We start from the raw sequence: 23,995 nt of genomic DNA on the forward strand, positions 1-23,995 counted from the left end.
TTGTATGCAACATCTCGGATCGTGCGTTGACAGCGCACGTCCAGTCGCATAACTTCCAGTGAATCATGTCGACGCTTGATGACAGATGACAGTTGATTGTATGCAACTGTGTGGATGGGTGGATCTATGAGTAACCCGATGCCCCTGGATGACGTCCGGGTCGTGGAGCTCGGTCAGCTGCTGGCCGGACCGTTTTGCGGCCAACTCCTTGGGGATTTCGGCGCTGAAGTGATCAAGGTCGAGGACCCGAAGGGTGGCGATCCGATGCGCCAGTGGGGTCGTGAGCGCCCGTACGGCAAGTCTCTGTGGTGGCCGGTGGTGGCCAGGAACAAGAAGTCGGTCACCGCGAACCTGCGTTCCGGGGCGGGCCAGGACATCGTGCGCAGGCTGATCGAGAGCGCGGACGTCCTCGTGGAGAATTTCCGCCCTGGCACCCTGGAGCGTTGGGGGCTCTCGCCGGAGAAGCTGTGGGAGCTCAACCCCAGGCTGATCATCACCAGGGTGAGTGGTTTCGGTCAGACCGGCCCTTACTCCTCCCGCGCGGGCTACGGCTCTATCGGTGAGGCGATGGGGGGAATCCGGTATGTGACTGGTGATCCGGACCGGCCCCCGTCACGGGCCGGTATCTCGCTCGGTGACTCGCTCGCTGCCACTTTCGCGTGTGTCGGCACGCTGGTCGCGCTGCACCAGCGGGCGCGCACCGGGCGGGGCCAGGTCGTCGACTCGGCCATCTACGAGGCCGTGCTGGCGATGATGGAATCGCTCATCCCGGAATATCAGATCGCCGGGTACCAGCGGGCGCGTACGGGTTCCACGCTGCCGAACGTGGCTCCCAGCAACGTCTACCCGACGGCCGACGGCGAGATCATCCTCATCGCCGCCAACCAGGACACAGTGTTCAAGCGGCTCGCCGAGGCGATGGACCGTCCGGAACTGGCCACCGACAAGCGGTACGCCACGCACGGCGCTCGCGGCGAGTCGATGGCGGAGCTGGACAACCTCATCGCCGGATGGAGTGCCAAGTACACCGCCGACGATCTGCTGTCCAAACTGAACGAGCACGGTGTGCCCGCAGGCCGGATCTACCAGGCCAAGGACATGCTCACCGACCCGCACTTCGCCGCGCGCGAGGCGATCACCCGGCTGATTCACCCCGAACTCGGGGAATTCGCCATGCACAACGTGGTGCCCAAGCTCTCCGAGAGTCCCGGCCGGATCCGGCACGTCGGACCGGAACTCGGTGAGCACAACGACGAGATCTATCGCGACCTGCTGGGACTTGGCGACGACGACGTTGTCTCGTTGCGCTCGGCCGGTGTCATCTGAGGAGGAGACTGTGACCTACCGGCTCGGCGTGGACGTGGGGGGCACGTTCACCGACATCCTGTTGATCGACGAGGATTCCGGTCAGACCTACCGGGCGAAGACCTCGTCCACTCCGGAGGACCAGTCCATCGGCGTCCTGCGCGGTATCGAGCGGGCCTGTGAACTCGCGAACGTGTCGCTGTCGGAGATCCGTGAGGTCTTCCACGGCACGACCGTCGCCACCAACGCGATCCTGGAGGACAAGGGTGCCCGGGTCGGCCTGGTCACCACCGAGGGCTTCCGCCAGGTCCTTCAGATCGCCCGTTCGTTCGTGCCCGGCGGTCTGGCGGGCTGGATCATCTGGCCGAAGCCGGAGCCGCTGGCCGCTCTGGAGGACACTGTCGAGGTTCATGGCCGCATCGCGGCCGACGGCAGCGAGGTCGCCCCGCTCGACGAGGGCGACGTGCGCGCCAAGCTGGGCAAGCTGCGCGAGCAGGGCATCGAGGCGCTGAGTATCAGCCTGATCAACTCCTACGCCAACCCTGGTCACGAGCAGCGGGTGGCCGCGCTGGCCGCGGAAATGCTGCCGGGTGTGCCGGTGTCGATCTCCTCCGCCGTGCTGCCCGAACTGCGGGAATACGAGCGCACCGTCACCACAGTGGCCAACGCCGCGGTACAGCCGCAGGTGGCCCTGTACGTGGACAACCTCGCGCGCAAGCTGAGCGATGCCGGCGTGGACGGCAGGCTGAGTATCCTGCGCAGCGACGGTGGTCTGGTTTCCGCCGACGTGGCCGCCGACAACCCGGTGAACCTGCTGCTGTCCGGTCCGGCCGGTGGGGTCACCGGTGCGACCTGGGTCGCCGAGCAGGCCGGGTTTCCCGACTTCCTCACCTTCGACATGGGCGGTACGTCCACCGACGTGGCGCTGGTGCAGGGCCTTACCCCGCGTATCGGCCGGGAGACCAACGTCGGTGACCTCACCGTGCGGGCTACCTCGGTGGACGTGCGGACCGTCGGTGCCGGTGGCGGTTCGATCGCCCACGTGCCCGCGCTGACCCAGGCGCTGCGGGTCGGCCCGCAGTCCGCCGGTGCCTCCCCGGGCCCGGCCGTCTACGGCCACGGCGGCACCCAGCCGACGGTGACCGACGCCAACGTCATGCTCGGCTACCTGCCCACCGACCTGGCCGGTGGCGAGATCACCCTCGACCGCGGGGCCGCGCGGGCCGCGGTCAAGACGATCGCCGACGCCACCGGCCTGCACTCGGTGGAGGCCGCCGCGGCGGGCATCATCGACATCGTCAACGAGAACATGTTCGGTGCGCTGCGCCTGGTCTCGGTCCAGCAGGGCTTCGACCCGCGTGATTTCGCCCTGGTCGCCTTCGGTGGTGCGGGCCCGCTGCACGCCAACGCGCTGGGCAAGCTGACCGGTTCATGGCCGGTGATCATCCCGCCGTCACCCGGTGTCCTCTGCGCCTACGGCGACGCGACCACCAACCTGCGCGACGAGGCCGCGCGCACCCTGGTCCGCCGGTTCGGCGAGCTGACCGACAAGAACCTGAAGGACCTGCTCACCGAGCTGGCCGGCAAGGCCCGCGCCACGCTCACCGAGCAGGGTGTGGCCGCCAGGGACCAGACCGTCGTCTACCAGGCCGACCTGCGGTACCACGGCCAGGGCTTCGAGATCCCGGTCACCATCGCCTTCGACACCTTCGGTGACGAGGGCGAGGCGGGTCTCGACGGCCTGCGCCGAGCGTTCGACGCCGAGCACGAGCGGCTGTTCTCGTTCGTGCTGGACAACGAGCACGAGCTGGTGACCATCCGGGCTACCGCGCACGGGCCCCGGCCGGAGGTCACGACTGCGCAACTGGAGGAGGACGGCAAGGACTCGTCCCACGCGCTGTACACCACCAACACCATCTGGGTCGAGGGTGCCGAGGTCGAGGCGGGCATCTACGACCGCACGCTGCTGCGTGCGGGCAACATGGTGACCGGTCCGGCGATCGTCACCGAGATGGACTCCACCACCCTGGTGCTGCCCGGGCACGCGGTCACGGTGCACGCCAGCGGCAGCCTCCTCATTCGCCCGGTCGACCAGACCGCCGACCGCACCTCGGAGAACTGACAATGGCACGTTTGATCGAGACCGCGACCGAAGCACTGCAGACCGTGGAGGTCGACGTAGTCACCCTCGACCTCATCGAGAACGGCCTGCGCAACGCCCGGCACGAGATGGACGAGGTGCTGTTTCGCACGGCGCTGTCCCCCGGTATCCGCGAGCAGCACGACGAGTTCCCGCTCATCGCCAACCGCGAGGGAAAGATGGTCGTCGGCCAGTTCGGCCTGTCCATTCCGGACTTCCTGGAGAACTTCGAGGAGGACATCGAGGAGGGCGACGTCCTGCTCACCTCCGACCCGTACTCCTGCGGCGCGGCCATCAGCCACGCCAACGACTGGCTGGTCGTGCTGCCGATCTTCTTCGAGGGCCGGATCGTCGGCTGGGCCTCGATGTTCGGCCACATGTCCGATGTAGGTGGCAAGACACCCGCCTCGATGCCGACCGACGCGCGCACCATCTACGAGGAGGGCGTGGTCATCCCGCCCTTCAAGCTGTACAAGAAGGGCAATCTGGACCAGGACGCCCTGAAGATCATCCTCAACCAGGTCCGCAAGCCCGACTGGAACCGCGCCGACCTCAACGGCATCGTCGCGGCCTGCCGCACCGCCGCCCGCCGGATCCAGGAGATGTGCGCCCGGTTCGGCGTGCACACCTACAACTCCGCGCTCGACCAGCTGCTCGACCGCAACTACCGGGCGATGAAGGTCCTGCTGGAGACCGTGTTCAAGGATGGCGAGACCATCTCGTTCACCGACTACATCTGCGACGACGGCCTGGGCTACGGCCCCTACGAGCTCAAGCTCAGCCTGACCCGGAGCGGGGAGAAAGTCACCCTCGACTTCTCGGGCAGCAGCCCGCAGGCGCAGGGGCCGATCAACTACTTCATCAACGAGAACCTCATCCGCATGTTCTTCGGGATCTACATGATCACCGTTGCGGACCCGCAGATCCTGTGGAATGACGGCTTCTACCCGCTGGTCGACGTCGTCATCCCGGAGGAGTCGTTCTGGAAGCCGAAGTACCCGGCGGCGCTCAACGCCCGCAACCACGGCATCGGCCGCGTGTTCGACCTGTTCGGAGGCCTGCTCGGGCAGACCAACCCGGACCTGCTCAACGCGGCGGGCTTCTCCTCCTCGCCGCACTTCATGTACTCCGGCACCTACAGCCAGGGTGAGCGCAAGGGCGAGTGGTTCCAGCTGTACTCGATCGGCTTCGGTGGCATCCCCGGCCGTCCGCTCGGCGACGGTCCGGACGGGCACTCGCTGTGGCCCTCGTTCGTCAACATCCCGTGCGAATACCTGGAGTCCTACTACCCGCTGCGCATCGAGAAGTGGGAGACGGTCGCCGACACCGGCGGCGCGGGCCTGCACCGCGGCGGCAACGCCGTAGACGTGGCCTACCGCTTCCTCGAGTCGGGCACCATCGCCATCCACGACGACCGCTGGCTGACCTACCCGTGGGGCGTCAACGGCGGCGCCCCGGGTGCCCGCAGCCGCAAGTGGATCGAGCGCGTCGGCGGAACCACGGAGGTGCTCGGCAGCAAGGTCCACGACGTGCCCGTCCAGCCCGGCGACCTGCTGCACTTCGTCACCTGGGGTGGCGGCGGCTGGGGCGACCCGCTCGCCCGCGACCCGGAGCTGGTGGCCCTGGAGGTCCGCCGCGGCCTGGTCACCGCCGAGGGTGCGCGCCGGTACGGCGTGGTCGTCGACGAGAACGGCGTGGTCGACGTGGCCGCCACCGACCATCTGCGTGCCGAGCTGCAAGCGAGCCGGCCGGCCTCGCTGCCGACTTTCAACACCGGCCCGGCCATCGAGACGATCCTGGAGCGCGCGCTGGAAGAGACAGGCCTGCCGGCACCGAGTCCGCCGGTCGCGGGGTGAGCTCGATGGGGCGGATCAACGAAGCTTTCGGCGGCCGTCTAGCCGCCGGCGCGCGGCCCGCGGTCGTGTCCATCGACCTGATGCGGTCATACTTCGTGGAGGGCAGCCCCCTGCGGCTGCCATCCAGCGAGTGCCTCGACTCGGCGGCCAGAGTGCTGGCCGCCGCCCGGGAAAACCATGTACCGGTGGTACACACCCGGGTGGCGTACGGTCCTGGTGGCGTGGATGGCGGCGTGTTCGTGCGCAAGGTGCCCGCGCTGCGCCATTTGTTCGACGGCGGCGGGGAACTGGGGGAGCTGATGCCCCAGGTCGCTCCGGCCGGTGCGGAGGTGGTGCTGGTCAAGCAATATCCGAGCGCCTTCTTCGCCACCCCGCTGGCGCCGATGCTGCGCGCCCAGGGAGTGGATACCGTCGTCATCGTGGGGGTCAGCACCAGCGGCTGTATCCGCGCCTCGGCGCTCGACGCCATCCAGCACGGGTTCATCCCGCTGGTCGTGCGCGAGTCGGTCGGCGACCGTACGCCGGAGATCAACGACGCCAACCTGTTCGACATCCAGGAAAAGTGTGGCGAGGTGGTCAGCGAGACCGAGGCCGTGACCTACCTGTCGGAGAAGCGATGAACGTTCAGATCGTCGAGGTCGCGCCCCGCGACGGCCTGCAGAACGAGTCGATCATCCTGTCCACCGAGGCGAAGGTCGAGCTCGTCGAACGGGCTGTGCGGGGCGGGGCCCGCCGGATCGAGGTGACCAGCTTCGTCAACCCGAAGCGGGTGCCGCAAATGGCCGACGCCGACGCGCTGATGGCCGCGCTGCCGCGACATGAGGGCGTGACCTACGCGGGTCTGGTGATGACCCAGCGCGGCCTGGAGCGGGCACTCGCCGCCGGGGTGGACGAGATCAACGCCGTGGTGGTGGCCACCGACACGTTCTGCGGCCGCAACCAGGGCATGACCACGGCCGAAGCCTGTGACATCGCCGCGAGTCTCGTCGAGTCCGCGCGGGCCGCCGGGGTGTGGAGCACGATCACCATCGGCGCGTCCTTCGGTTGCCCGTTCGAGGGCGAGGTGCCCGTCGAGCGGTTCACCGAGGTCTTGCTGCGGGTGGTGGACGCGGGGCCCGACGAACTGGCCCTGGCCGACACCATCGGTGTCGCGGTGCCTTCGGACATCACCACCCGGCTAGCGCTGGCCAGGGAGATCGCCGGGCCGGACCTGCCGTTGCGGGTGCACCTGCACGACACGCGGCACACCGGTGTGGCCAACGCGGCCGCGGCGGTGCAGGCCGGGGTGACCACATTGGACGCCAGCATCGGCGGCGCGGGCGGTTGCCCGTTCGCGCCCGCCGCGACCGGCAACGTGGCCACCGAGGACCTGGTGTACCTGCTCGAGCGAACGGGCCTGCCGACTGGGATCGCCCTGTCGACGACCATCGAGACAGCGGGCTGGCTGGAGGAACAGCTGGAAAAGAAGCTGCCGAGTGCCCTGCTGCGCGCGGGTGGGTTCCCGGCCTGACACGATCCCCCGCGGGGACTGGGCAACCCGCACCAGCGAGACCACGATGCCCCGTCCGGACCGGGCTACTCCACGCGCGTCGGGTGTGCCGACGCGCGCTGGTCGGCGAGACGAAGCAGGCCAGTAGACCAGGCGCGGGCCAAGGCTGTGGTCGCCCTCGGTAAGGCGAGCTTCCCGGAAGGATGTGATCGCTGTCGCTGCCCGTGGCCGGGTTGGGGGTTGACGTCCTGCGCGGTGGGTGCCCGTTCACCTGCGGGCCTTCTCGCGCAAGTGGCCTGGTGAGCTGGGTGAACGACGAGGACCGAGGCTGTGATCCTGGTTTGAACCCCCACAGTCGATCTACGACTGGCTGTAGTTACACGAACACGTCTAGTGCACACGTTCAGCGGCTACCGGCGGGAGTTGCCTCATGGCAACGTTGATATCGCTCCGCAAGAATCTTGCAAATCCCCCCGCGCTCACAGGAGACGACGCACGATGTCTGACGTGTCCCGCTATCTTTCTGTTGTTCTGAGCGAAAATTTCGAGGTCGTCGCCGAGGACATCGCGCCAGAGACGACTTTGGACGATCTTGGCGTGGATTCCGTTGCGACAATCGAACTTGTCGACATTCTCCAGGAGAAGTTCGGCATCAAGATCGCCGATGAGGAGCTGACCAACAAGAACACCGTCGAGCAGGTGATCGATACCGTCACGGCGAAGGTGGGTGGATAGCGCCGTGGCCAGTCGCGCTCCCGCCTCGATCACCGGGATCGGGCTCGTCACTCCGGCTGGCATCGGCCGTGCCGCGAACTGGGCCGCCGTGTGCGCCGCACGTCCCACCGCCCGTGTCGTCGATACGCTCAGCGAAGCGCCTGTCGGGTTCGCCAGCACCGTGCCCGGCACGTTCGACGTCGACCGGCTCACCGGGCGCCGTGTGTCCCGCCACTACGACCGCAGCACCCAGTTCGCGCTCGTCGCCGCGCGAGCCGCACTCAACGACGCGCGGATCACCGCGGCCGTGCTCGACGAAGCGCGAGTCGCGGTGGTGGTCGGCACCGCGTTCGGTGGGATCCAGGCGTTCGAGGACAACCATGCCAGGCTTCTGGCCGCGGGCCCGGAAGCGGTGAACGCCCGCTTTCTCCCGAAGAGCTTGGTGAACATGGTCTCCGGAATCCTGTCGATCGAGTTGGGCGCGACCGGACCCAACATGGTCGTCTCCACGGCTTGCGCGTCCGGCGCGACCGCGATCGGCATCGGCCTCGGTCTGCTGCGTTCTGACGGGGCGGACATCGTGGTCTGCGGCGGAACGGACGCCAGCGTCACACCGCTGCACGTGGCGGGGTTCCACAAACTCCGCGCGCTGACGCGAGCCCGAAAATATCCGCCTGCCTGCGCATCTCGCCCGTTCGATCGCGACCACGACGGGTTCGTCATGGCCGAAGGCGCGGGAATTCTGGTGCTCGAACGGGACGACGACGCCGCCGCGCGCGGTGTCAGGCCGTTCGCCCACCTCGCTGGGTATGGGGCCAGTGCCGATGCACACCACATCACCGCTCCTCACCCGGACGGGCACGGGGCCAAGGCCGCGATCCGTGCCGCGTGCCGCGACGCCGGGCTCGCCCTCGACGAGATCGACCATGTCAACGCACACGCCACCTCCACACCCACCGGCGACACGGTCGAAGCCGGTGTGATCGCAGACCTCATGCCCCGCGCGGTCGTGACCTCCACCAAGGGTGTCACCGGCCACACGCTGGGCGCGGCTGGAACAATCGAGGCCGCGTACGCCGCGCTGGCGTTGCGCGCACAGACGGTGCCACCAACCGCGAATCTCGACGTTCCGTGTGACCGGGCCCGTGAGCTTGACCTCGTCGCGTCCAACGCTCGCACCGGCCGGTTCGACACCGCCATCTCCAACAGCTTCGGCTTCGGTGGACACAACGCGGTTCTCGCCTTCACCGCAGCCTGACCAACGGAAGGAACCCTGGATATGGGGCAGATCGCTGTCGTCACCGGTGGCACCGCAGGCATTGGCCTGGCCTGTGCCAAGAAGTTCCTTGACGACGGGGGTACCGTCGTGATCTCCGGACGCTCCGCCGAACGGGGACGCAAGGCCATCGCCGAGCTCGGGGCGGGCGGCCGGGCCCGCTACATCCCGTGCGATGTCACCGATCCCAAGCAGGTCACCAGCCTGATCGAGGAGACCGTCGACGAACACCGACGGATCGATGTGCTGGTCAACAATGCCGGCGGTGTCACCGACGACGGTCGGCCAGTGTCCGAAGTGGATGACGACGCACTGGACCGCGCGTTCACCCTCAACGTCAACTCGGCGTTCTGGGCCTGCCGCGCCGTGCTGCCGCACATGCTGCCGCGCGGCTACGGCCGGATCGTCAACATGTCCTCGATCGCGGGCAAGACCGGTGCCGCCGGGCTCGTCGGCTACACCACCGCCAAGCATGCTCTGATCGGCTTCACCAAGACCCTCGCGAAAGAGGTCACCACGCGGGGTGTCACCGCCAACGCCGTGTGCCCCGGCATCACGGACACCGAGATGATCCCCCGGGAACTCCAGGGCGCCATCGAAACCGCCGGTGTCGACTTCGGCCAGGCCGCGGCCTACTACACCGGCGATCTCGGCCGCATGGTCGAACCGTCCGAAGTCGCCGCGGTCGTCGCCGTACTCGTGTCCCCTCAGGGAGGGGCGATTTCCGGTGCGGCGATCAGTGTCGATGGCGGTTTCACCCAGTACTAGCCTGTTTCGTTGGAGAGGACCAGACCGTGCCGACCATTCCGTGGCTGCACCACGACCCCAACCCGGGTGCCGCGGCGCACCTGATCTGTTTCCCCTACTCCGGCGCGCCCGTAACACTGTTCGATGTCTGGCGCATACCGGGAATCGACGTGCTCCCGGTGATCCTGCCCGGGCGAGGGCCGCGAGGCCACGAACCGTTCGCGCGGTCCTTGCGCACGCTTGCCGAGGAGATCGCCGACGAGGTCATCCCGCGGCTCACCGGCCGGTACTACTTCCTCGGCCACTCGATGGGCGCGTGGCTCGCGCATGCCGTCACCACTGTCCTCGCCGAACGCGTCTCCCCCGGCCCGGAGCGGCTGTTCATCCTGTCGGCCCCGCCACCACACCTACCGCCGCGCCGCTTCTCGTCTCTGCACGGGCTGCCCGATGATGACATCGTCGCCGAAGTCATCGGGCTTGGCGGGGCGCCCGAGTCGGCCCGCGACGCGATTCGCGCCAATGTCGACGTGATCCGCGCCGATGCCACCGCGGTCGGTCACTACCGTCCCGTGCGACACATGCTGCCCTGCCCGATCACGGTCATCAGCGGGACCAGCGACCCCCTGTTCGAGCTGGGTGACCTCGTCGGGTGGCGTGAAACCACGCACGCCAATGTCTCGCTCCACTTGCTCGAGGCCGGACACTTCACCGTCACCGAACAGCGTGACGAGATCATCCGCATCGCCGCACGCGATACGCACGCCTCTGCCCGCCACATCGACCCGATCGCGGTGATCGGCATGGCCTGCCGCCTTCCCGGAGCCAGCAACCCCGCCGAGTTCTGGGACCTGCTCCGCGACGGCCGCGCCGCCGTCGGGCCGGTGCCTGCCGACCGCGTCACCAACCCCCACGAGCCGATCATGCGGGCCGGCGGGTTCGTTACCGACGTGGACCAGTTCGATGCCGAACACTTCGGATTCAGCGCCCGGGAGGCACACCGCTCCGATCCGAGGTTGCGGCTGCTGCTCATGGCCGTGCAGGAGGCCATCGACGACGCCGGGCTCGCCCCGCCCGATATCGCGGGACCCCGCACCGGGATCTGGGTGGGCGAGAGCCATTCCGACTACTGGGATCTGTCCGTGCCCGTCGTGCCGCCGAACATCTACTCGCTGTCCGGCGGAGGGCTGAAGAGCTTCCTGTCCGGCAGGGTGTCGTATTTCTTCGACCTCCAAGGCCCGAGCATCACGCTCGACACCTCCTGCTCGGCGTCGCTCACCGCGATCCACACCGCGTGCCAGGCCCTGCGCAACGGGGAAGTGGACGCCGCGTTCGCCGCCGGGGCACACCTCATCCTCAACCCCGACGCCGGACCGTCACACGGCCTTGCGAAGGCCCTGTCCCCACGGGGCCGTTCCGCGTTCGCCAGCGCCGACGCCGACGGCTACGCCCGAGCCGAAGGCATCGCGGTCATCCTGCTCAAACGACTCCCCGACGCGGTTCGCGACCGCGACCCGATCCACGCGGTCATCGAAGGATCCGCCATCAACGCCAATGGCCAATCCGGCCGCAACATCGTCACCACCAGCGCACCCGGGCAGGTTCGCATGATGCGCGAAGCCCTCGCTGACGCCGGCTGCCACCCCAGCGAGATCGGATACATCGAAGCACACGGACCCGGTACCACCGTCGGAGACAGCGTCGAACTCACGGCCCTGCACGAGGTGTATGGAGCGAACCCCCACCCGTGCCTCGTCGGGTCGGTGAAGACCAACATCGGGCACCTCGAACCGGCCGCCGGGATCGCCGGGTTCATCAAAGCCGTCCTCGCGCTGCAACACGGGAGGGTTCCCGCCTCGCTACACCACAACGCACCCGCGCTAGCCATCGATTGGGACCACTCCGCGCTGCGCGTACCGACCGCGGTGGAGCCGTGGCCGTTCGACGGCCGTCGCCGCGCCGCCGTCTCCTCATTCGGGCTCTCCGGCGCGAACGCTCACGCCATCATCGCCGCCCCACCCACCCGAACCGGGTCGCGACCACGTCACCCGCAGCGCTCCTGGAACCTCCGCCGCTACTGGTACAGCGAGGTACTCGCCCGATGACACCCAACCCGATCTTCGGTGACCGCATGCCCGTGTGGGCCGAACTCGACGAACTCCTCGACAAACCCGAATTCGACCTCAGCCGCACCGGGATCAACGCCACCTACCAGCGCCTCCAAGCCTTCGGCCGGGTACTCGGACCGGCTACGGAAGTACATCGCGACGCCGAAAGACTCATGGCGGGAATGGAGTGGGCCGGGATCATAGACCCCGCGATGATGCACGCCGCGATGGTGCACTACGGGGTCGCCACCACCGCCCTCGTCGAATGCGGCCGCCCCGGTGGCGACCTCGACCCCCTCATCGCCGACCTCGACACCATGGACGCGCCCGGCGCGATCGTGGCCACCGAACTCGGGCGCGGCGGATCACAGGTCAATATCCGCACCGAGGCCCGCTACCACCGCGACCGCTCCTCCTTCATCTTGCACACCCCCGACGACACCGCATTGAAGATCATGCCCAACGTCGGCTGGACCGGACTTGCCCGGACGGCCGTCGTCAACGCGCGGCTCATCGTCGATGATACGGACCACGGGGTGCACGCCTTCGCATTCCGATTCCCGCACCCGCAAGCGCGGGTCACCGTGCTTCCCGGCGGGGCTCCGGTGCCGCTGGACTACTCAGTGATCCGCTTCCAGCACGCCGAGATCCCTTTCGGCTACTGGCTTTCCGACACCGCCACCATCACCGGCACCGGCGTCAACGACCCCCTTCCGGCCGGACAGCGTCTGGCGCGGTCCCTCAGCGGCGTCAACGCCGCCGTTACCTCAGCCGCAGTCGCCCTTGCTTCTGCCACCCGCGCCGCGGTCGCCATAGCCGCCCGGTACAACACACAACGCCTCATCGGCTACCCCGGCACACCCACGCTCGGGTTCTCCACCCACCGTGCCCAACTCGCCTCAGCGGTCGCCCACGTCTACGCCACCGGTTTCTACGTTGACAAAGTCCGCCGGGACTTCATCAACGAACGTCTCAGTACCGCAGCCACCGGCACGCCCCAACAAGTCGAGCACGCCAGCTACGCGCCCTGGCTCGCCGCCAACCGCGACCGCACCCTCGCCAAGGTAGCCGCCACGACCACTCTCGAAGGCATTGGCGCCACGTGCAGACGCCTCTGCGGTTTCCAAGGCGTCCTGCACGCCAACCGAATCGCCGTCTACGAGGACATGGCCCGCAGCTTCCACGCCGCCGGTGGCGACACCCGGCTCCTGCTGCTGGAAGCCGGGAGACAACTCATCGAAGGAACCAGCGCCCCCGCACGCAGCGCGCCCGGCATCGGCATGGGCGACTCGCGCTCAGTCTGCCGCCTCGTCTCTGTCCACGAACGCGTCCTCGCCGACCAACTGCGGCACCGCATCAACCACGACGACGCAGGTGATCACCTCCACGACATCGAGCGCCTGGCCCGCGTGCACATCGTGCGCCGCACCCTGCAGGAATTCCATCAAGCGGCAACGAACTCCGAAGGCCGGTGGCGCACCGTCCTCGACTCCGCACGACACCTCTACGGAATCGACGCCCTGCTGGACTCGGCCGGCTGGCACCTCAACCACGGCTCATTGCACCCCGGCGACCTCGACGTGCTACACAACGCCCACGCTGCCGCCGCCGAAGACGTCGCCCGACACCTCGACGCGCTCATCGACGGGCTCGCAGTTCCCCCCGGACGCGTCGGCGGGTTCATCGGACGAACCGACTACATCGACCGCGTCGCCGCACTGGTCCGATAGCCTGTGCCGCCCGAGGCCCCAGCCCGTGACACCCTCGACCCGAGGGCGTCACGTCACACCGCCCGAGCCGGTGCCCGACTGTCAACGCTGACCATCACCAACCCATCGACATTGCCCATCCATCACGCGATCACGCCCCTCGCCCCCAGAGTCTCGACCTCCTCACCTAATGGGAGCTACCGGGCCAGCCAGTAGGGCAGACTCGGTGCCGGTAGCTCCCATTAGACATCCCAGGAGCTGGGATGTCTGACAGGTCGAGCTCCTCCATGGGTCTGTAGGCGGGTACCGCCCCCACGGCTACGAAGTCGGCAGCAGCGGCAAGCTCACCATCGTCGACGACGAGAAGCCCGTCGTGGAACGCATCTTCACCACCTATGTCCGCGACAAACTCGGTGCAGCCGCCATTGCCAAACGCCTCACCGCCGACGGCTACCGCACCAAAGCCGGGAACCCCTGGTCCCAAGCCGCCGTGCTCGTCGTGCTGCGCAACCGCACCTACCTCGGCGAGATCTGGTTCCGCGACCGCTGGTACAAAGCCGAGGATCACCACCCGGCGATCATCGGCGAAGAGCTGTTCAACGACGCCCAGGACATCCTCGACGCCCGCGGCGAAGCCACTACCCACCGCGCCGTCGCCAACTCCGATTACTACCTGGCCGGGCGCCTGTTCTGCAGCCACTGCGGCAAGCGCTACCTCGGCACCGCTGCCAACGGCAACAAATACCGCTACCGCTACTACACCTGCTTCACCCGACACCGCTACGGCACCGAACACTGCTCCGCCGACCGGCTACCCGCCGACCAACTCGAACACGCCGTACTGACCTCACTGCTCGACCCCCTGACCCGCAGCGACCTCATCGAGCAGAGCCTGGCCAACACCGCCAGCGAGGTCGACGACCAACGCGCGACCTACACCGCCGAACTCGCCGCCATCGAACGCGACATCGCCAAGAACGAGGACGCCATCGACCGCTACCTCACCGCGTTCGAGAACGGCACGATGGACGAGGAAACCTGCTCGCCTCGAGTCAAGAAACTTGCTACCCAGCTCACCGAACAACGCGCTCGCCGCGACGAACTCGGACTGCTGATCGACGAGGCCACCGCGCCGGAAATGCCCGACACCAGCGCCCTGGAAACCCTGCGCGCGGACGTCGAAGCCGCAGCCGACGCTGGCAGCGACGAAGCCCTCCGCCGCGTCATACAAACCTTCGTCCACCGAGTGGACATCACCAGCCGCGAAACGGCTGCGCCCACGTTCATCATCCCCGGCGACGCCAATGTGCCAACCCAACGCTCCGCAGCCGCGTCACCAGGCACGACTACGGAGCGAAAGGTTCGCACATTGCCTGGATCGGTGCCCTCGGCAGGATTCGAACCTGCGACACCTGCCTCCGGAGGGCAGTGCTCTATCCCCTGAGCTACGAGGGCGCATCGCTGCGCGACGTAAAGAGCCTAGCGCATGCTCCCGGTCACCTGGTGGGCACCCCATGCGGAAAAAGGCGCCACGCGGTACCGTCCACGCGAAGTTAGGCTAGCCTGTATTGCACATATGCGCATGTCGCTATAACTTCACCGGGAAAGGAGGGCCACCGCATGGACCATGGTCACGGACACGGCGTGTCGAGCGCGTCCGGCCGGCATCTGCCCCGCCTTGTCGCGGCGCTGGCGATCGGCGCTGCCTTCCTTGTGCTCGAGATCGTGGTCGGCGTCCTGACCGGCTCCCTCGCCCTCATCTCCGACGCCGCCCACATGCTCACCGACGTGTTCGGGCTCGCGATGGCGCTGACGGCGGTCATGCTCGCGCGGCGCAGCGGCCCGACGTACCGGCGCACCTTCGGCCTCTACCGCGCCGAGGTGCTCGCCGCGCTGGGCAATGCCCTCCTGCTCTTCGGCGTCGCCGCGTACGTGCTCGTCGAGGCGATCGGGCGCGTCGCGCACCCGCCCGAGGTGCCGGGTCTGCCCGTGCTCCTCACGGCCTCGGCCGGGCTCCTCGCCAATATCGCCGCGTTCGCGCTCCTGCGCCGCGGCGCCAAAGAGAGCCTCAACGTCCGCGGCGCGTACCTCGAGGTCCTGGCCGACCTCATCGGTTCCGTCGGCGTCCTGGTGAGCGGCGCGATCACGCTCACCACCGGCTGGCGTTACGCCGACCCGATCATCGGTGTCGCGATCGGCCTCTTCGTGCTCCCGCGCACGGCCGTGCTCGCGCGCCGGGCACTGCGGATCCTCTTCCAGCACGCCCCCGCCGAGGTCGACGTCGAAGGTATCGCGGCCGGGCTCACCGCGCTCGCCGGCGTCCGCGACGTGCACGACCTGCACGTGTGGACCCTGACCTCGGGTATGGAGGTCGCCTCGGCGCACCTGGCCGTCGAACAGCACGCCGAACCCGCCCAAGTCCTTGCCCAGGCCCAGAATCTGCTCGCGAACGGCTACCACATCAAGCACGCCACCCTGCAGGTCGAGCCGTGCGAATCCGCCAAGCGGTGCGAAGAGCTTTCCTGGTGAGCTACAGCGGCTGCGCGTTGCGCGCCGTGAGCATCTGCTTCATCAGCACCATTTCCGCGCCCTGCGAGTCGAGCATGCTCTGCGTCAGCGTCTTCACCGCCGCCACCGACGTGTGATCGTGCGCGTACTGCGCCATCCCCGCGCCGCCCTGGTGGTGCCGCAACATCAGCTGCAGGAAGTACACGTCCAACTCCGCACCCGAGAGCGAACGCAGCTTCGCCAGCTCCGCGTTCGTCGCCATCCCGGGCATCGGCGCGTCACCGGCCGCCTGCATCCCCGCCATACCGTGCCCGGCCGGCTCCCGCATCCATGTCATGTACGCGCCGGGCGTCTGCTCGGGCTGGCCCCACAGCATTAGCCAGCCCTTCATCCGGCCCACCTGTTCCTGCTGCGTGCTCTGGATGTCGAAGGCCAGCTGCCGGACCTGCTGGTCGGTGCTGTGGTCCCGCGCCCAGTTCGCCATCGTCACGGCCTGCAGATGGTGCACCGACATGTCCTGCGCGAAGCCGACCTCCACCGAGCCGTCGCCAGGGACGGCTCGCTCGGCCGAGTTCAGCGCGCGCTGCGTCAGGAACATCCCGAGCGCCGCGCCGAGCAGCAGCACGGCGACCACAGCCGCGCCGACGGTGAGCGGGCGGACGCGCGTGGGCCGCGCCGAAGGCTCGGTCATCACGGGGTTCCGGTGGTCGAGGGCATACCGGCTCCGGTTTCGGTCTGCGCGCCGTCCGAGCCCTGGTAGTCCATCGGTTTCGCGTCCGGCCCGGGCGTGGCCGGATCGAACGGCGGCGGGTTGTCCGGGTCGAACGCGCCGGGCCCGAGCGCGTCACACGAGGCGCCGACCTCGGGAGTCGTGTTCTGGTTCGTGCGCAGCGCGGTGACGAACTGGTCGATCCGCTCGTCGTCGGCGCTGTCCACCTTCAGCTGATGGCCCCAGGACTGCAGCGAGACCGGCTTGTCGAGGCCCGGGTACGGCGACAACATCGTGTACGGCTTGCCCTCGACCTTGGTCTTGAGCTTGTTCAGCGCGTCACCGGTGACCTGGTCCGGGTTGTAGGCGATCCACACCGCCCCGTGCTCGAGCGAGTGGACCATGTTCTCCGAGCGGACCGCCTTCGGGTACGCGATCCCGTTGCACGCCGCCCAGTAGCCGTCGTGCGGACCGCCGATCGGCGGGCTGTGGTCGTAGGCGACCCGCTCGGTCGGCAGCACGTGCACGCTGCCCTTGTAGCTGCCCGTCACGATGCCGGCAAGCCCCAGCGACGGGTCGTGGTTGGCGTCGGTGGGCGCCCAGTCGGCGAGCGCCCGCTTCGGCGCCGACTGCACGAGGTAGTAGGCGACGACCACCGCGGCGAGCGCCACGACGGCGACGACCGCGATAACCGTCGCCCACGGAAAACCGCGCCTGGTGACGACCGACGCGCGCGCCGCTTTGACGGCGTTCTTCGACGAGGCCTTCTTGTTCGTACCGCTGGCCATGGTTCCCGCATCCGGTTGGTTCGAATTGTCCAGAGTGAGTGTAGGGACGGCATGTCAGAGCGCTGTCAACCGCCACATACACTCGCGTAGTGACTCCCGCCGTGCTTGCCGAACTCGTCCGCGCGTCCGCCGTGCAGGTGCTGACCGCGCGTGGCCTCGATCACGCTGTCCTGCCCGAACTGGTAACGATCGAGCGACCCCGCAACCCCGAGCACGGCGACTACGCGACCAACCTGGCCCTCCAGGTGGCGAAGAAGGCAGGCATGGCGCCGCGCGAGTTCGCCCAGGCACTGGCCGACGAGGTCGCGAAGGACAGCGGCGTCGCGACGGCCGAGGTCGCGGGTCCCGGCTTCCTCAACTTCCGCCTCGCCGCGGACGCGCAGGGCGAGCAGGTGCGCCAGGTGCTGGCCGCCGGTGAGCGCTACGGCTCCGGCGATGTCTACGCGGGCCGCAAGATCAACCTGGAGTTCGTCTCGGCCAACCCGACCGGTCCGATCCATCTCGGCGGCACTCGCTGGGCCGCGGTCGGCGACGCGCTGGGCCGGATCCTGGCCGCCCAGGGCGCGGACGTGACCCGCGAGTACTACGTGAACGACGCGGGCGCGCAGGTCGACCGGTTCGCCGAGTCGCTGATCGCCTCGGCCAAGGGGGAGCCGACCCCGGAGAACGGTTACGCGGGTGCGTACATCTCCGACATCGCGGCCGAGGTGCTCCGCCGCGAACCGAGCGCGCTGTCACTGCCCGAAGGCGAGCGGCACCAGCTGTTCCGCCGCATCGGCATGGGACTCATGCTCGACGAGATGAGGCACAGCCTGCACGAGTTCGGCACCGACTTCGACGTGTTCTTCTCCGAGAGCTCCCTGCACGACTCGGGCGAGGTCGACCGCACGCTGTCGGAGCTCAAGGCCTCGGGCAGCCTGTACGAGGCGGACGGCGCGTGGTGGCTGCGCTCGACGGCGTTCGGCGACGACAAGGACCGCGTGGTCGTCAAGAGCGACGGCGCCCCCGCGTACATCGCGGGCGATCTGGCCTACCTCAAGGACAAGATCGGCCGCGGGTTCGACGTCTGCGTCTATATGCTGGGCGCCGACCACCACGGCTACATCGCCCGGCTCAAGGCGGCGGCCGCGGCGATGGGGCACGATCCGGCCGTGGTCGAGGTGCTCATCGGCCAGCTGGTGAACCTGGTCAAGGACGGCCAGCCGGTCAAGATGAGCAAGCGCGCCGGCACCGTGATCACGCTCGAGGACCTGGTCGAGGCGGTCGGCGTCGACGCCGCGCGCTACGAGCTGGCCCGGTACTCGGTCGACTCGGTGCTGGAGGTCGACCTCGACCTGCTGCGCAAGCGCAGCGACGAGAACCCGGTCTACTACGTGCAGTACGCGCACGCCCGGCTGGCCTCGCTCCAGCGCAACGCCGCCGACCTGGGCCTGAAACTGGACCCGAACGCGGACCTGGGCCTGCTCACGCTCGCCCAGGAAGGCGAGCTGATCCGCACGATCGGCGAGTTCCCGGCGATCGTGCGCCGCGCCGCGGAGCTGCGTGAGCCGCACCGCGTGGCCCGGTATCTGGAGATCCTGGCCGGCGCGTTCCACAAGTTCTACGCCGTCGCGCCCGTGCTGCCGAAGGGAGACGAGGAGGCGACGGCACTCACCTTCGCGCGGCTCGCGCTGTGCGAGGCGGCGCGGCAGGTCTTCGCCAATGGGCTGCGGCTGCTCGGTGTCTCCGCCCCGGAACGGATGTAAGTCATGGCTCACCCCGCAGGTCCACGTCACGCCGACGTCCGCCCGCACGTCGACACGTCCGGCTTCCCGCCCGCCACGGCCCAGGAACTCGACAGGCTGTACCCGAAGGTGTGGCCCCGCAACACTTATCGCGCGCCCGACGGGGTCGTGCGCATCGCGGGCGTCGACGTCCGGGAGCTCGCGGCCACCTATGGCACGCCACTGTTCGTCGTGGACGAAGCCGACTTCAAATCGCGCTGTGCCGAGTACGCCGAAGCGTTCGACGACCCGGCGCTGGTGCACTACGCGGCGAAGGCGTTCCTGTGCACCGAAGTCGCGCGGTGGGTCGCCGCGCAGGGGCTGAGCATGGACGTGGCGAGCGGGGGAGAGCTCGCCGTCGCGCTGCGCGCGGGTTTCCCGGCGGAGCGGATCACCTTCCACGGCAACAACAAGTCGGTCGCCGAACTCGAGTCCGCAGTGGACGCCGGGGTCGGCACGGTGGTGCTCGACTCGTACTACGAGATCGCCCGGCTGGCCGACGTCGCCGCCCGCCGCGAGATCACGCAGGACGTGCTCGTGCGGGTCACGGTCGGCGTCGAGGCGCACACCCACGAGTTCATCGCGACCGCGCACGAGGACCAGAAGTTCGGGTTCTCCCTCGCCGCCGGCGACGCCGCCGAGGCCGTGCGCCGGGTGCTCAACGCGTCCTCGCTCAACCTCGTCGGCCTGCACAGCCACATCGGTTCGCAGATCTTCGACGCCGACGGGTTCGAGGTCGCCGCGCGCCGCGTGGTCGGGCTGCTCGCCGAACTCGCCAAGGAGCACGGCGAAGCGCTGCTCGAGCAACTGTCCCTTGTGGATCTCGGCGGTGGCTTCGGGATCGCGTACACCGACAAGGACAACCCGCCGCCGCCCGCGCAGATGGTCACGCAGATCCGCGAGATCGTGCGCAAGGAGTGCGAGTTCGCGGGGTTGCCGGTGCCGCGGATCGCGGGCGAGCCGGGCCGCGCGATCGCCGGCCCCGGCACGATCACGCTGTACGAGGTCGGCACCACCAAGGATGTTTCCCTGGGGGACAACGAAAGCCGCCGCTACGTCAGCGTCGACGGCGGGATGAGCGACAACATCCGCACGGCCCTCTACGACGCGCTGTACGACTGCCGCCTGGTCTCCCGCTCGGCCGACGACGGGGACGGCGCGGTCGACGCCGCGCTCTCGCGAGTGGTGGGCAAGCACTGCGAATCCGGCGACATCGTGGTCCGCGACTGCTGGCTGCCCGACACGCTCGCCCCCGGTGATCTGCTCGCGCTCGCGGCGACGGGCGCGTACTGCTATTCGATGGCCAGCAACTACAACCGGCTCCCGCGGCCCGCGGTCGTGGCGGTCCGCAACGGCATGCACCGGTTGCTGCTGCGCCGGGAAACCGTCGAGGACATGCTGAACCTGGAGGTGTCGTGACACTGTCCACTGCGGATGGCAAGGCAGTCCGAGTCGCGCTGCTCGGCTGTGGCACGGTGGGCAGCGAGGTCGCCAGGTTGCTGACCGAGCAGGCCGACGAGCTCGCCGCCCGCGCCGGCGCCCCGGTCGAGCTGGCGGGGATCGCGGTCCGCCGCCCCGACAAGCACCCTGAGCTGCCGCAGCATCTGCTCACCGCCGACGCGGCGGCGCTGGTCGAGTCCGATGTGGACGTGATCGTCGAGCTGGTCGGCGGGATCGAACCGGTCCGCACCTGGCTGCTCACCGCGCTGCGCAAGGGAAAGTCGGTCGTCACGGCGAACAAGGCGCTGCTGTCGGAGTACTCCGCGGAACTGTCCGAGGCCGCCGACTCCGCCGGGGCGGACCTGTTCTTCGAGGCCGCGGTCGCGGGTGCCATCCCGCTGCTGCGCCCGCTGCGCGAGTCGCTGGCCGGTGACCGCATCACGAAGGTGATGGGCATCGTCAACGGCACCACCAACTTCATCCTGTCCGCGATGGACTCCACCGGCGCCGGGTACGCCGAAACGCTCGACGAGGCGAGCCGTCTCGGGTATGCGGAGGCGGACCCGACGGCCGATGTGGACGGTTACGACGCCGCATCGAAGGCCGCGATCCTCGCCTCGCTCGCCTTCCACAGCCGCGTGACCGCGTCGGACGTGCATCGCGAGGGCATCTCGGGCGTCACCTCCTCCGACATCGCGGCCGCGAAAGCCTTGGGGCGCACGGTAAAGCTCCTCGCGATCTGCGAGCGCGTCACCGCCGACGACGGCACCGAGTCCGTGTCGGCGCGCGTGCATCCGGTGATGATCCCGCGAAGCCATCCGCTCGCGGGTGTCGGCGGCGCCTTCAACGCGGTGTTCGTCGAAGCCGATGCGGCGGGGGAGCTGATGTTCTACGGCCAGGGGGCCGGCGGCGCGCCGACGGCCAGCGCCGTGCTCGGAGATCTCGTCGCGGTGGCGCGCAATCGCGTGCTCGGGGGCCGTGGCCCGCGCGAGTCCGCGCACGCGAACCTGCCCGTGCGGCCGATGGGGCAGACCCCGACGCGGTACCACGTGAGCCTGGACGTGGCCGACCGCCCGGGTGTGCTCGCGCAGGTCGCGCAGGTCTTCGCGGACCACGGCGTGAGCATCGCGGCGGTACGGCAGCGTGACAGGCTGTCCACGGCGAGCCTGGTCATCGTGACCCATCTCGCACCGGACGCCGCTCTGGAAGCGACGGTCAGGGAGATCGGGAAGATGGACGTGGTGCGGGAAGTGGTCAGCGTGATGCGGGTGGAAGGCGAAGACGCATGAAGGCGGGCTGGCCGGGGATCATCGAGGCGTATGCCGACCGGGTGCCGATCCCCGCCGGGGCCAGGGTGGTCACCCTCGGCGAGGGCAACACCCCGCTCATGCCGGCGCCGCACCTGTCCGAACTCACCGGCGCCGAGGTCTACCTCAAGGTCGAGGGCGCCAACCCGACCGGTTCGTTCAAGGACCGGGGGATGACCGTCGCGATCACGCACGCGCTCGCGAGCGGTCTGCGGGCCGTCATCTGTGCCTCCACGGGCAACACCTCCGCCTCGGCCGCCGCGTATGCCGCGCGGGCCGGGCTCACCTGCGCGGTCCTCGTACCGCAGGGCAAGATCGCGATGGGCAAGCTCGCCCAGGCGGTCCTGCACGGCGCGCGGATCCTGCAGGTCGACGGCAACTTCGACGACTGCCTGGAACTCGCCCGCAAGACCGCGGCCGATCATCCCGTCACGCTCGTCAACTCGGTCAACCCGGTTCGCCTCGTTGGGCAGCGGACCGCGGCCTACGAGGTGTGCGACGTGCTCGGCAAGGCGCCCGACGTGCACTGCCTGCCGGTCGGAAACGCGGGCAACATCACGGCCTACTGGGCCGGGTACACCGGGTACGCGGCCGACGGGCTGGTCGAGAACACGCCGCGGATGTTCGGTTTCCAGGCCGCGGGCGCCGCGCCGCTCGTACTCGGCGAGCCGGTCAAGGAACCGGACACGATCGCGACGGCGATCCGCATCGGGAGCCCCGCTTCGTGGCAGGGCGCGGTCGGCGCGCGCAACGCGTCGGGTGGTCTGTTCGAGAAGGTCACCGACGAGCAAATCCTTGCGGCGTACCGGTTACTGGCCCGCAAGGAGGGCGTGTTCGTCGAGCCGTCCTCGGCCACCAGCGTCGCCGGGCTGCTGCTGACCGCGCAGGACGGGCGCCTGCCCAAGGGGTCGACGGTGGTCTGCACCGTGACCGGTCACGGGCTGAAGGACCCGGCGACGGCACTGGAAGGCAATGTCGAGGTCGAGCCGCTGGCGGTCGACCCGCGGGCCGTCGCGGCGGCGCTGGACCTGTCATGAACTCGTTCACGGTGACCGTGCCGGCCTCGTCGGCGAATCTGGGGCCTGGCTTCGACGCCCTCGGGCTCGCGCTGGGACTGCACGACGTGGTCGACGTGCGGGTCATCGACGCCGGCCTGAAGGTCGAGGTGGTCGACGCGGGCGCGGGCGGCGTCGAGGACGTTCCGACCGACGAGACGCACCTGGTGGTACAGGCCATCCGGCGCACCTGCGAGCGCCTCGACGTCCGGCCGCCCGGGCTGCATCTGCGCTGTTTCAACAAGATCCCGCACGCGCGCGGCCTGGGTTCCTCGGCCGCCGCGGTCGTGTCCGGGGTCGCGGCCGGCTACGCCATCGCGGAGAAACCGCTGGACGCCGAAGCCGTCCAGATCGCGGCCGAGTTCGAAGGCCATGCCGACAACGCGGCCGCCAGCCTGCTCGGCGGCCTGGTGATCGCCTGGTGCGAGGACGGCCGGTTCCACGCGGACCGCGTGACCGTGCACCGTGGCATCCGGCCCGTGCTCGCCGTCCCGGCCGTCAAATCCGCCACCGCCGCGACGCGCGGCCTGCTGCCGGCCAAGGTGCCGCATGCCGACGCCGCGTTCACCGCCGGCCGGGCCGCCCTTGCCGTGCACGCGCTGACCTGCGATCCTTCGGTGCTGCTGGCCGCCACCGCGGACCGGCTCCACCAGCACTACCGGGCGCCCGCCTACCCGGCGACGGCCCGGCTGGTACGTGATCTGCGCAACGCCGGCGTCGCGGCCGCGGTTTCGGGCGCCGGGCCCACGGTGATCGCATTGACGACAGACGGAATAATTCCGGCAGAGGTCGGTGTTGAAGGGTTCGTAGTAACCGAGCTACCAGTGGAAACCGCTGGAGTCCAGGTCACGGCCCGGTAGCGGGCGAGCGCCGGTTTCGCGGCACGCCGGGGGTGGTTGTTGCACCCCGACCCGGTGCGGTCTACCCTCGGGGGCGTTCGATCACCGTGCGCAGTCCGCACCCGGTGACGCCCCGGGGGATCCTTCCCGGATCGCATCTCCAGTTGAAGCCGATGATTCCGCGTAGCTGATGCAGGGATGGACCTCAGGCGGGTAACCGGTGGCAACGGTGACGAATATCCCGT

19 protein-coding genes, 1 tRNA gene and 1 pseudogene are annotated in these 23,995 nt (G+C 68.9%); 17 read left to right on the plus strand and 4 right to left on the minus strand.

What is annotated here, in order from left to right; translation table 11 throughout:
• Positions 1-138 precede the first annotated feature (138 nt).
• The 11 genes and pseudogenes from FG385_RS26280 to FG385_RS35715 all read left to right on the plus strand — a co-directional run.
• A complete protein-coding gene (locus FG385_RS26280; RefSeq protein ID WP_235022802.1) occupies positions 139-1,326 on the plus strand; it encodes a CaiB/BaiF CoA transferase family protein in 1,188 nt (395 codons plus the stop codon).
• Between the two features lie 10 nt (positions 1,327-1,336).
• Positions 1,337-3,427 (plus strand): hydantoinase/oxoprolinase family protein, encoded by a 2,091-nt coding sequence (locus FG385_RS26285; RefSeq protein ID WP_037364614.1) that lies wholly within the window; start codon positions 1,337-1,339, stop codon positions 3,425-3,427.
• Between the two features lie 2 nt (positions 3,428-3,429).
• Positions 3,430-5,301 (plus strand): hydantoinase B/oxoprolinase family protein, encoded by a 1,872-nt coding sequence (locus FG385_RS26290; protein WP_037364616.1) that lies wholly within the window; start codon positions 3,430-3,432, stop codon positions 5,299-5,301.
• Positions 5,302-5,306: 5 nt separating this feature from the next.
• On the plus strand, positions 5,307-5,921 hold the full coding sequence (locus FG385_RS26295; protein ID WP_037364921.1) for an isochorismatase family protein: 615 nt from the start codon (positions 5,307-5,309) through the stop codon (positions 5,919-5,921).
• The gene (locus FG385_RS26300) at positions 5,918-6,811 is read left to right on the plus strand and encodes a hydroxymethylglutaryl-CoA lyase (protein WP_037364618.1); all 894 of its coding nucleotides are present in this window, start codon (positions 5,918-5,920) and stop codon (positions 6,809-6,811) included. Before FG385_RS26295 ends, FG385_RS26300 begins: the two co-directional genes overlap by 4 nt.
• A 477-nt stretch (positions 6,812-7,288) precedes the next feature.
• Positions 7,289-7,525: an acyl carrier protein gene (locus tag FG385_RS26305; RefSeq protein ID WP_037364620.1), complete on the plus strand. Its 237-nt coding sequence runs from the start codon at positions 7,289-7,291 to the stop codon at positions 7,523-7,525.
• A 4-nt stretch (positions 7,526-7,529) separates the two neighbouring features.
• On the plus strand, positions 7,530-8,762 hold the full coding sequence (locus tag FG385_RS26310; protein WP_106965007.1) for a beta-ketoacyl-[acyl-carrier-protein] synthase family protein: 1,233 nt from the start codon (positions 7,530-7,532) through the stop codon (positions 8,760-8,762).
• 21 nt (positions 8,763-8,783) lie between these two features.
• Entirely contained in the window at positions 8,784-9,548 is a 765-nt protein-coding gene (locus tag FG385_RS26315) for an SDR family NAD(P)-dependent oxidoreductase (RefSeq protein WP_037364621.1), read from the plus strand.
• Between the two features lie 26 nt (positions 9,549-9,574).
• Positions 9,575-11,629 (plus strand): beta-ketoacyl synthase N-terminal-like domain-containing protein, encoded by a 2,055-nt coding sequence (locus FG385_RS26320; RefSeq protein WP_139099478.1) that lies wholly within the window; start codon positions 9,575-9,577, stop codon positions 11,627-11,629.
• The gene (locus tag FG385_RS26325; protein ID WP_139099479.1) at positions 11,626-13,362 is read left to right on the plus strand and encodes an acyl-CoA dehydrogenase family protein; all 1,737 of its coding nucleotides are present in this window, start codon (positions 11,626-11,628) and stop codon (positions 13,360-13,362) included. Before FG385_RS26320 ends, FG385_RS26325 begins: the two co-directional genes overlap by 4 nt.
• 352 nt (positions 13,363-13,714) lie before the next feature.
• Positions 13,715-14,134, plus strand: a pseudogene (locus FG385_RS35715) (recombinase family protein); the annotation flags it as partial.
• A 54-nt stretch (positions 14,135-14,188) separates the two neighbouring features.
• Here the strand turns inward: FG385_RS35715 and FG385_RS26335 are convergent.
• Both FG385_RS26335 and FG385_RS26340 read right to left on the minus strand, forming a co-directional pair.
• The gene (locus FG385_RS26335) at positions 14,189-14,584 is read right to left on the minus strand and encodes a hypothetical protein (RefSeq protein ID WP_139099480.1); all 396 of its coding nucleotides are present in this window, start codon (positions 14,582-14,584) and stop codon (positions 14,189-14,191) included.
• Positions 14,585-14,723: 139 nt separating this feature from the next.
• Positions 14,724-14,796 (minus strand) — tRNA-Arg (locus FG385_RS26340).
• Between the two features lie 165 nt (positions 14,797-14,961).
• On the opposite strand from FG385_RS26340, the gene FG385_RS26345 reads away from it, so the two are divergent.
• Positions 14,962-15,870 carry a cation diffusion facilitator family transporter gene (locus tag FG385_RS26345; protein ID WP_139099481.1) on the plus strand — a complete coding sequence of 303 codons (909 nt, stop codon included), beginning with the start codon at positions 14,962-14,964 and terminating at the stop codon, positions 15,868-15,870.
• A gap of 1 nt (position 15,871) precedes the next feature.
• Here FG385_RS26345 and FG385_RS26350 read toward each other — a convergent pair whose 3' ends face one another.
• Both FG385_RS26350 and FG385_RS26355 read right to left on the minus strand, forming a co-directional pair.
• On the minus strand, positions 15,872-16,540 hold the full coding sequence (locus FG385_RS26350; RefSeq protein ID WP_139099482.1) for a DUF305 domain-containing protein: 669 nt from the start codon (positions 16,538-16,540) through the stop codon (positions 15,872-15,874).
• Positions 16,540-17,346 (minus strand): DUF3105 domain-containing protein, encoded by an 807-nt coding sequence (locus FG385_RS26355; protein ID WP_139099483.1) that lies wholly within the window; start codon positions 17,344-17,346, stop codon positions 16,540-16,542. Before FG385_RS26355 ends, FG385_RS26350 begins: the two co-directional genes overlap by 1 nt.
• 89 nt (positions 17,347-17,435) lie before the next feature.
• Between FG385_RS26355 and argS the strand changes: the two genes are divergently transcribed.
• Genes argS through thrB form a run of 5 tightly spaced genes read left to right on the plus strand, consistent with a single transcriptional unit; the run spans position 17,436 to position 23,771 of the window.
• Positions 17,436-19,091 carry an arginine--tRNA ligase gene (gene argS / locus FG385_RS26360; RefSeq protein ID WP_139099484.1) on the plus strand — a complete coding sequence of 552 codons (1,656 nt, stop codon included), beginning with the start codon at positions 17,436-17,438 and terminating at the stop codon, positions 19,089-19,091.
• Positions 19,092-19,094: 3 nt separating this feature from the next.
• Positions 19,095-20,528, plus strand: a complete 1,434-nt coding sequence (gene lysA / locus FG385_RS26365) for a diaminopimelate decarboxylase (protein ID WP_139099485.1) — start codon at positions 19,095-19,097, stop codon at positions 20,526-20,528.
• Between the two features lie 2 nt (positions 20,529-20,530).
• Positions 20,531-21,838, plus strand: coding sequence for a homoserine dehydrogenase (locus FG385_RS26370; RefSeq protein WP_139099537.1), 1,308 nt, complete (start codon positions 20,531-20,533; stop codon positions 21,836-21,838).
• The gene (gene thrC / locus FG385_RS26375) at positions 21,835-22,893 is read left to right on the plus strand and encodes a threonine synthase (protein WP_139099486.1); all 1,059 of its coding nucleotides are present in this window, start codon (positions 21,835-21,837) and stop codon (positions 22,891-22,893) included. Before FG385_RS26370 ends, thrC begins: the two co-directional genes overlap by 4 nt.
• Positions 22,890-23,771, plus strand: a complete 882-nt coding sequence (thrB, locus tag FG385_RS26380; protein ID WP_139099487.1) for a homoserine kinase — start codon at positions 22,890-22,892, stop codon at positions 23,769-23,771. The genes thrC and thrB overlap by 4 nt, the downstream gene beginning before the upstream one ends.
• The last annotated feature ends 224 nt before the right edge of the window (positions 23,772-23,995 follow it).

The organism is Amycolatopsis alkalitolerans (assembly GCF_006152065.1).
Classification (GTDB): domain Bacteria; phylum Actinomycetota; class Actinomycetes; order Mycobacteriales; family Pseudonocardiaceae; genus Amycolatopsis_E; species Amycolatopsis_E alkalitolerans.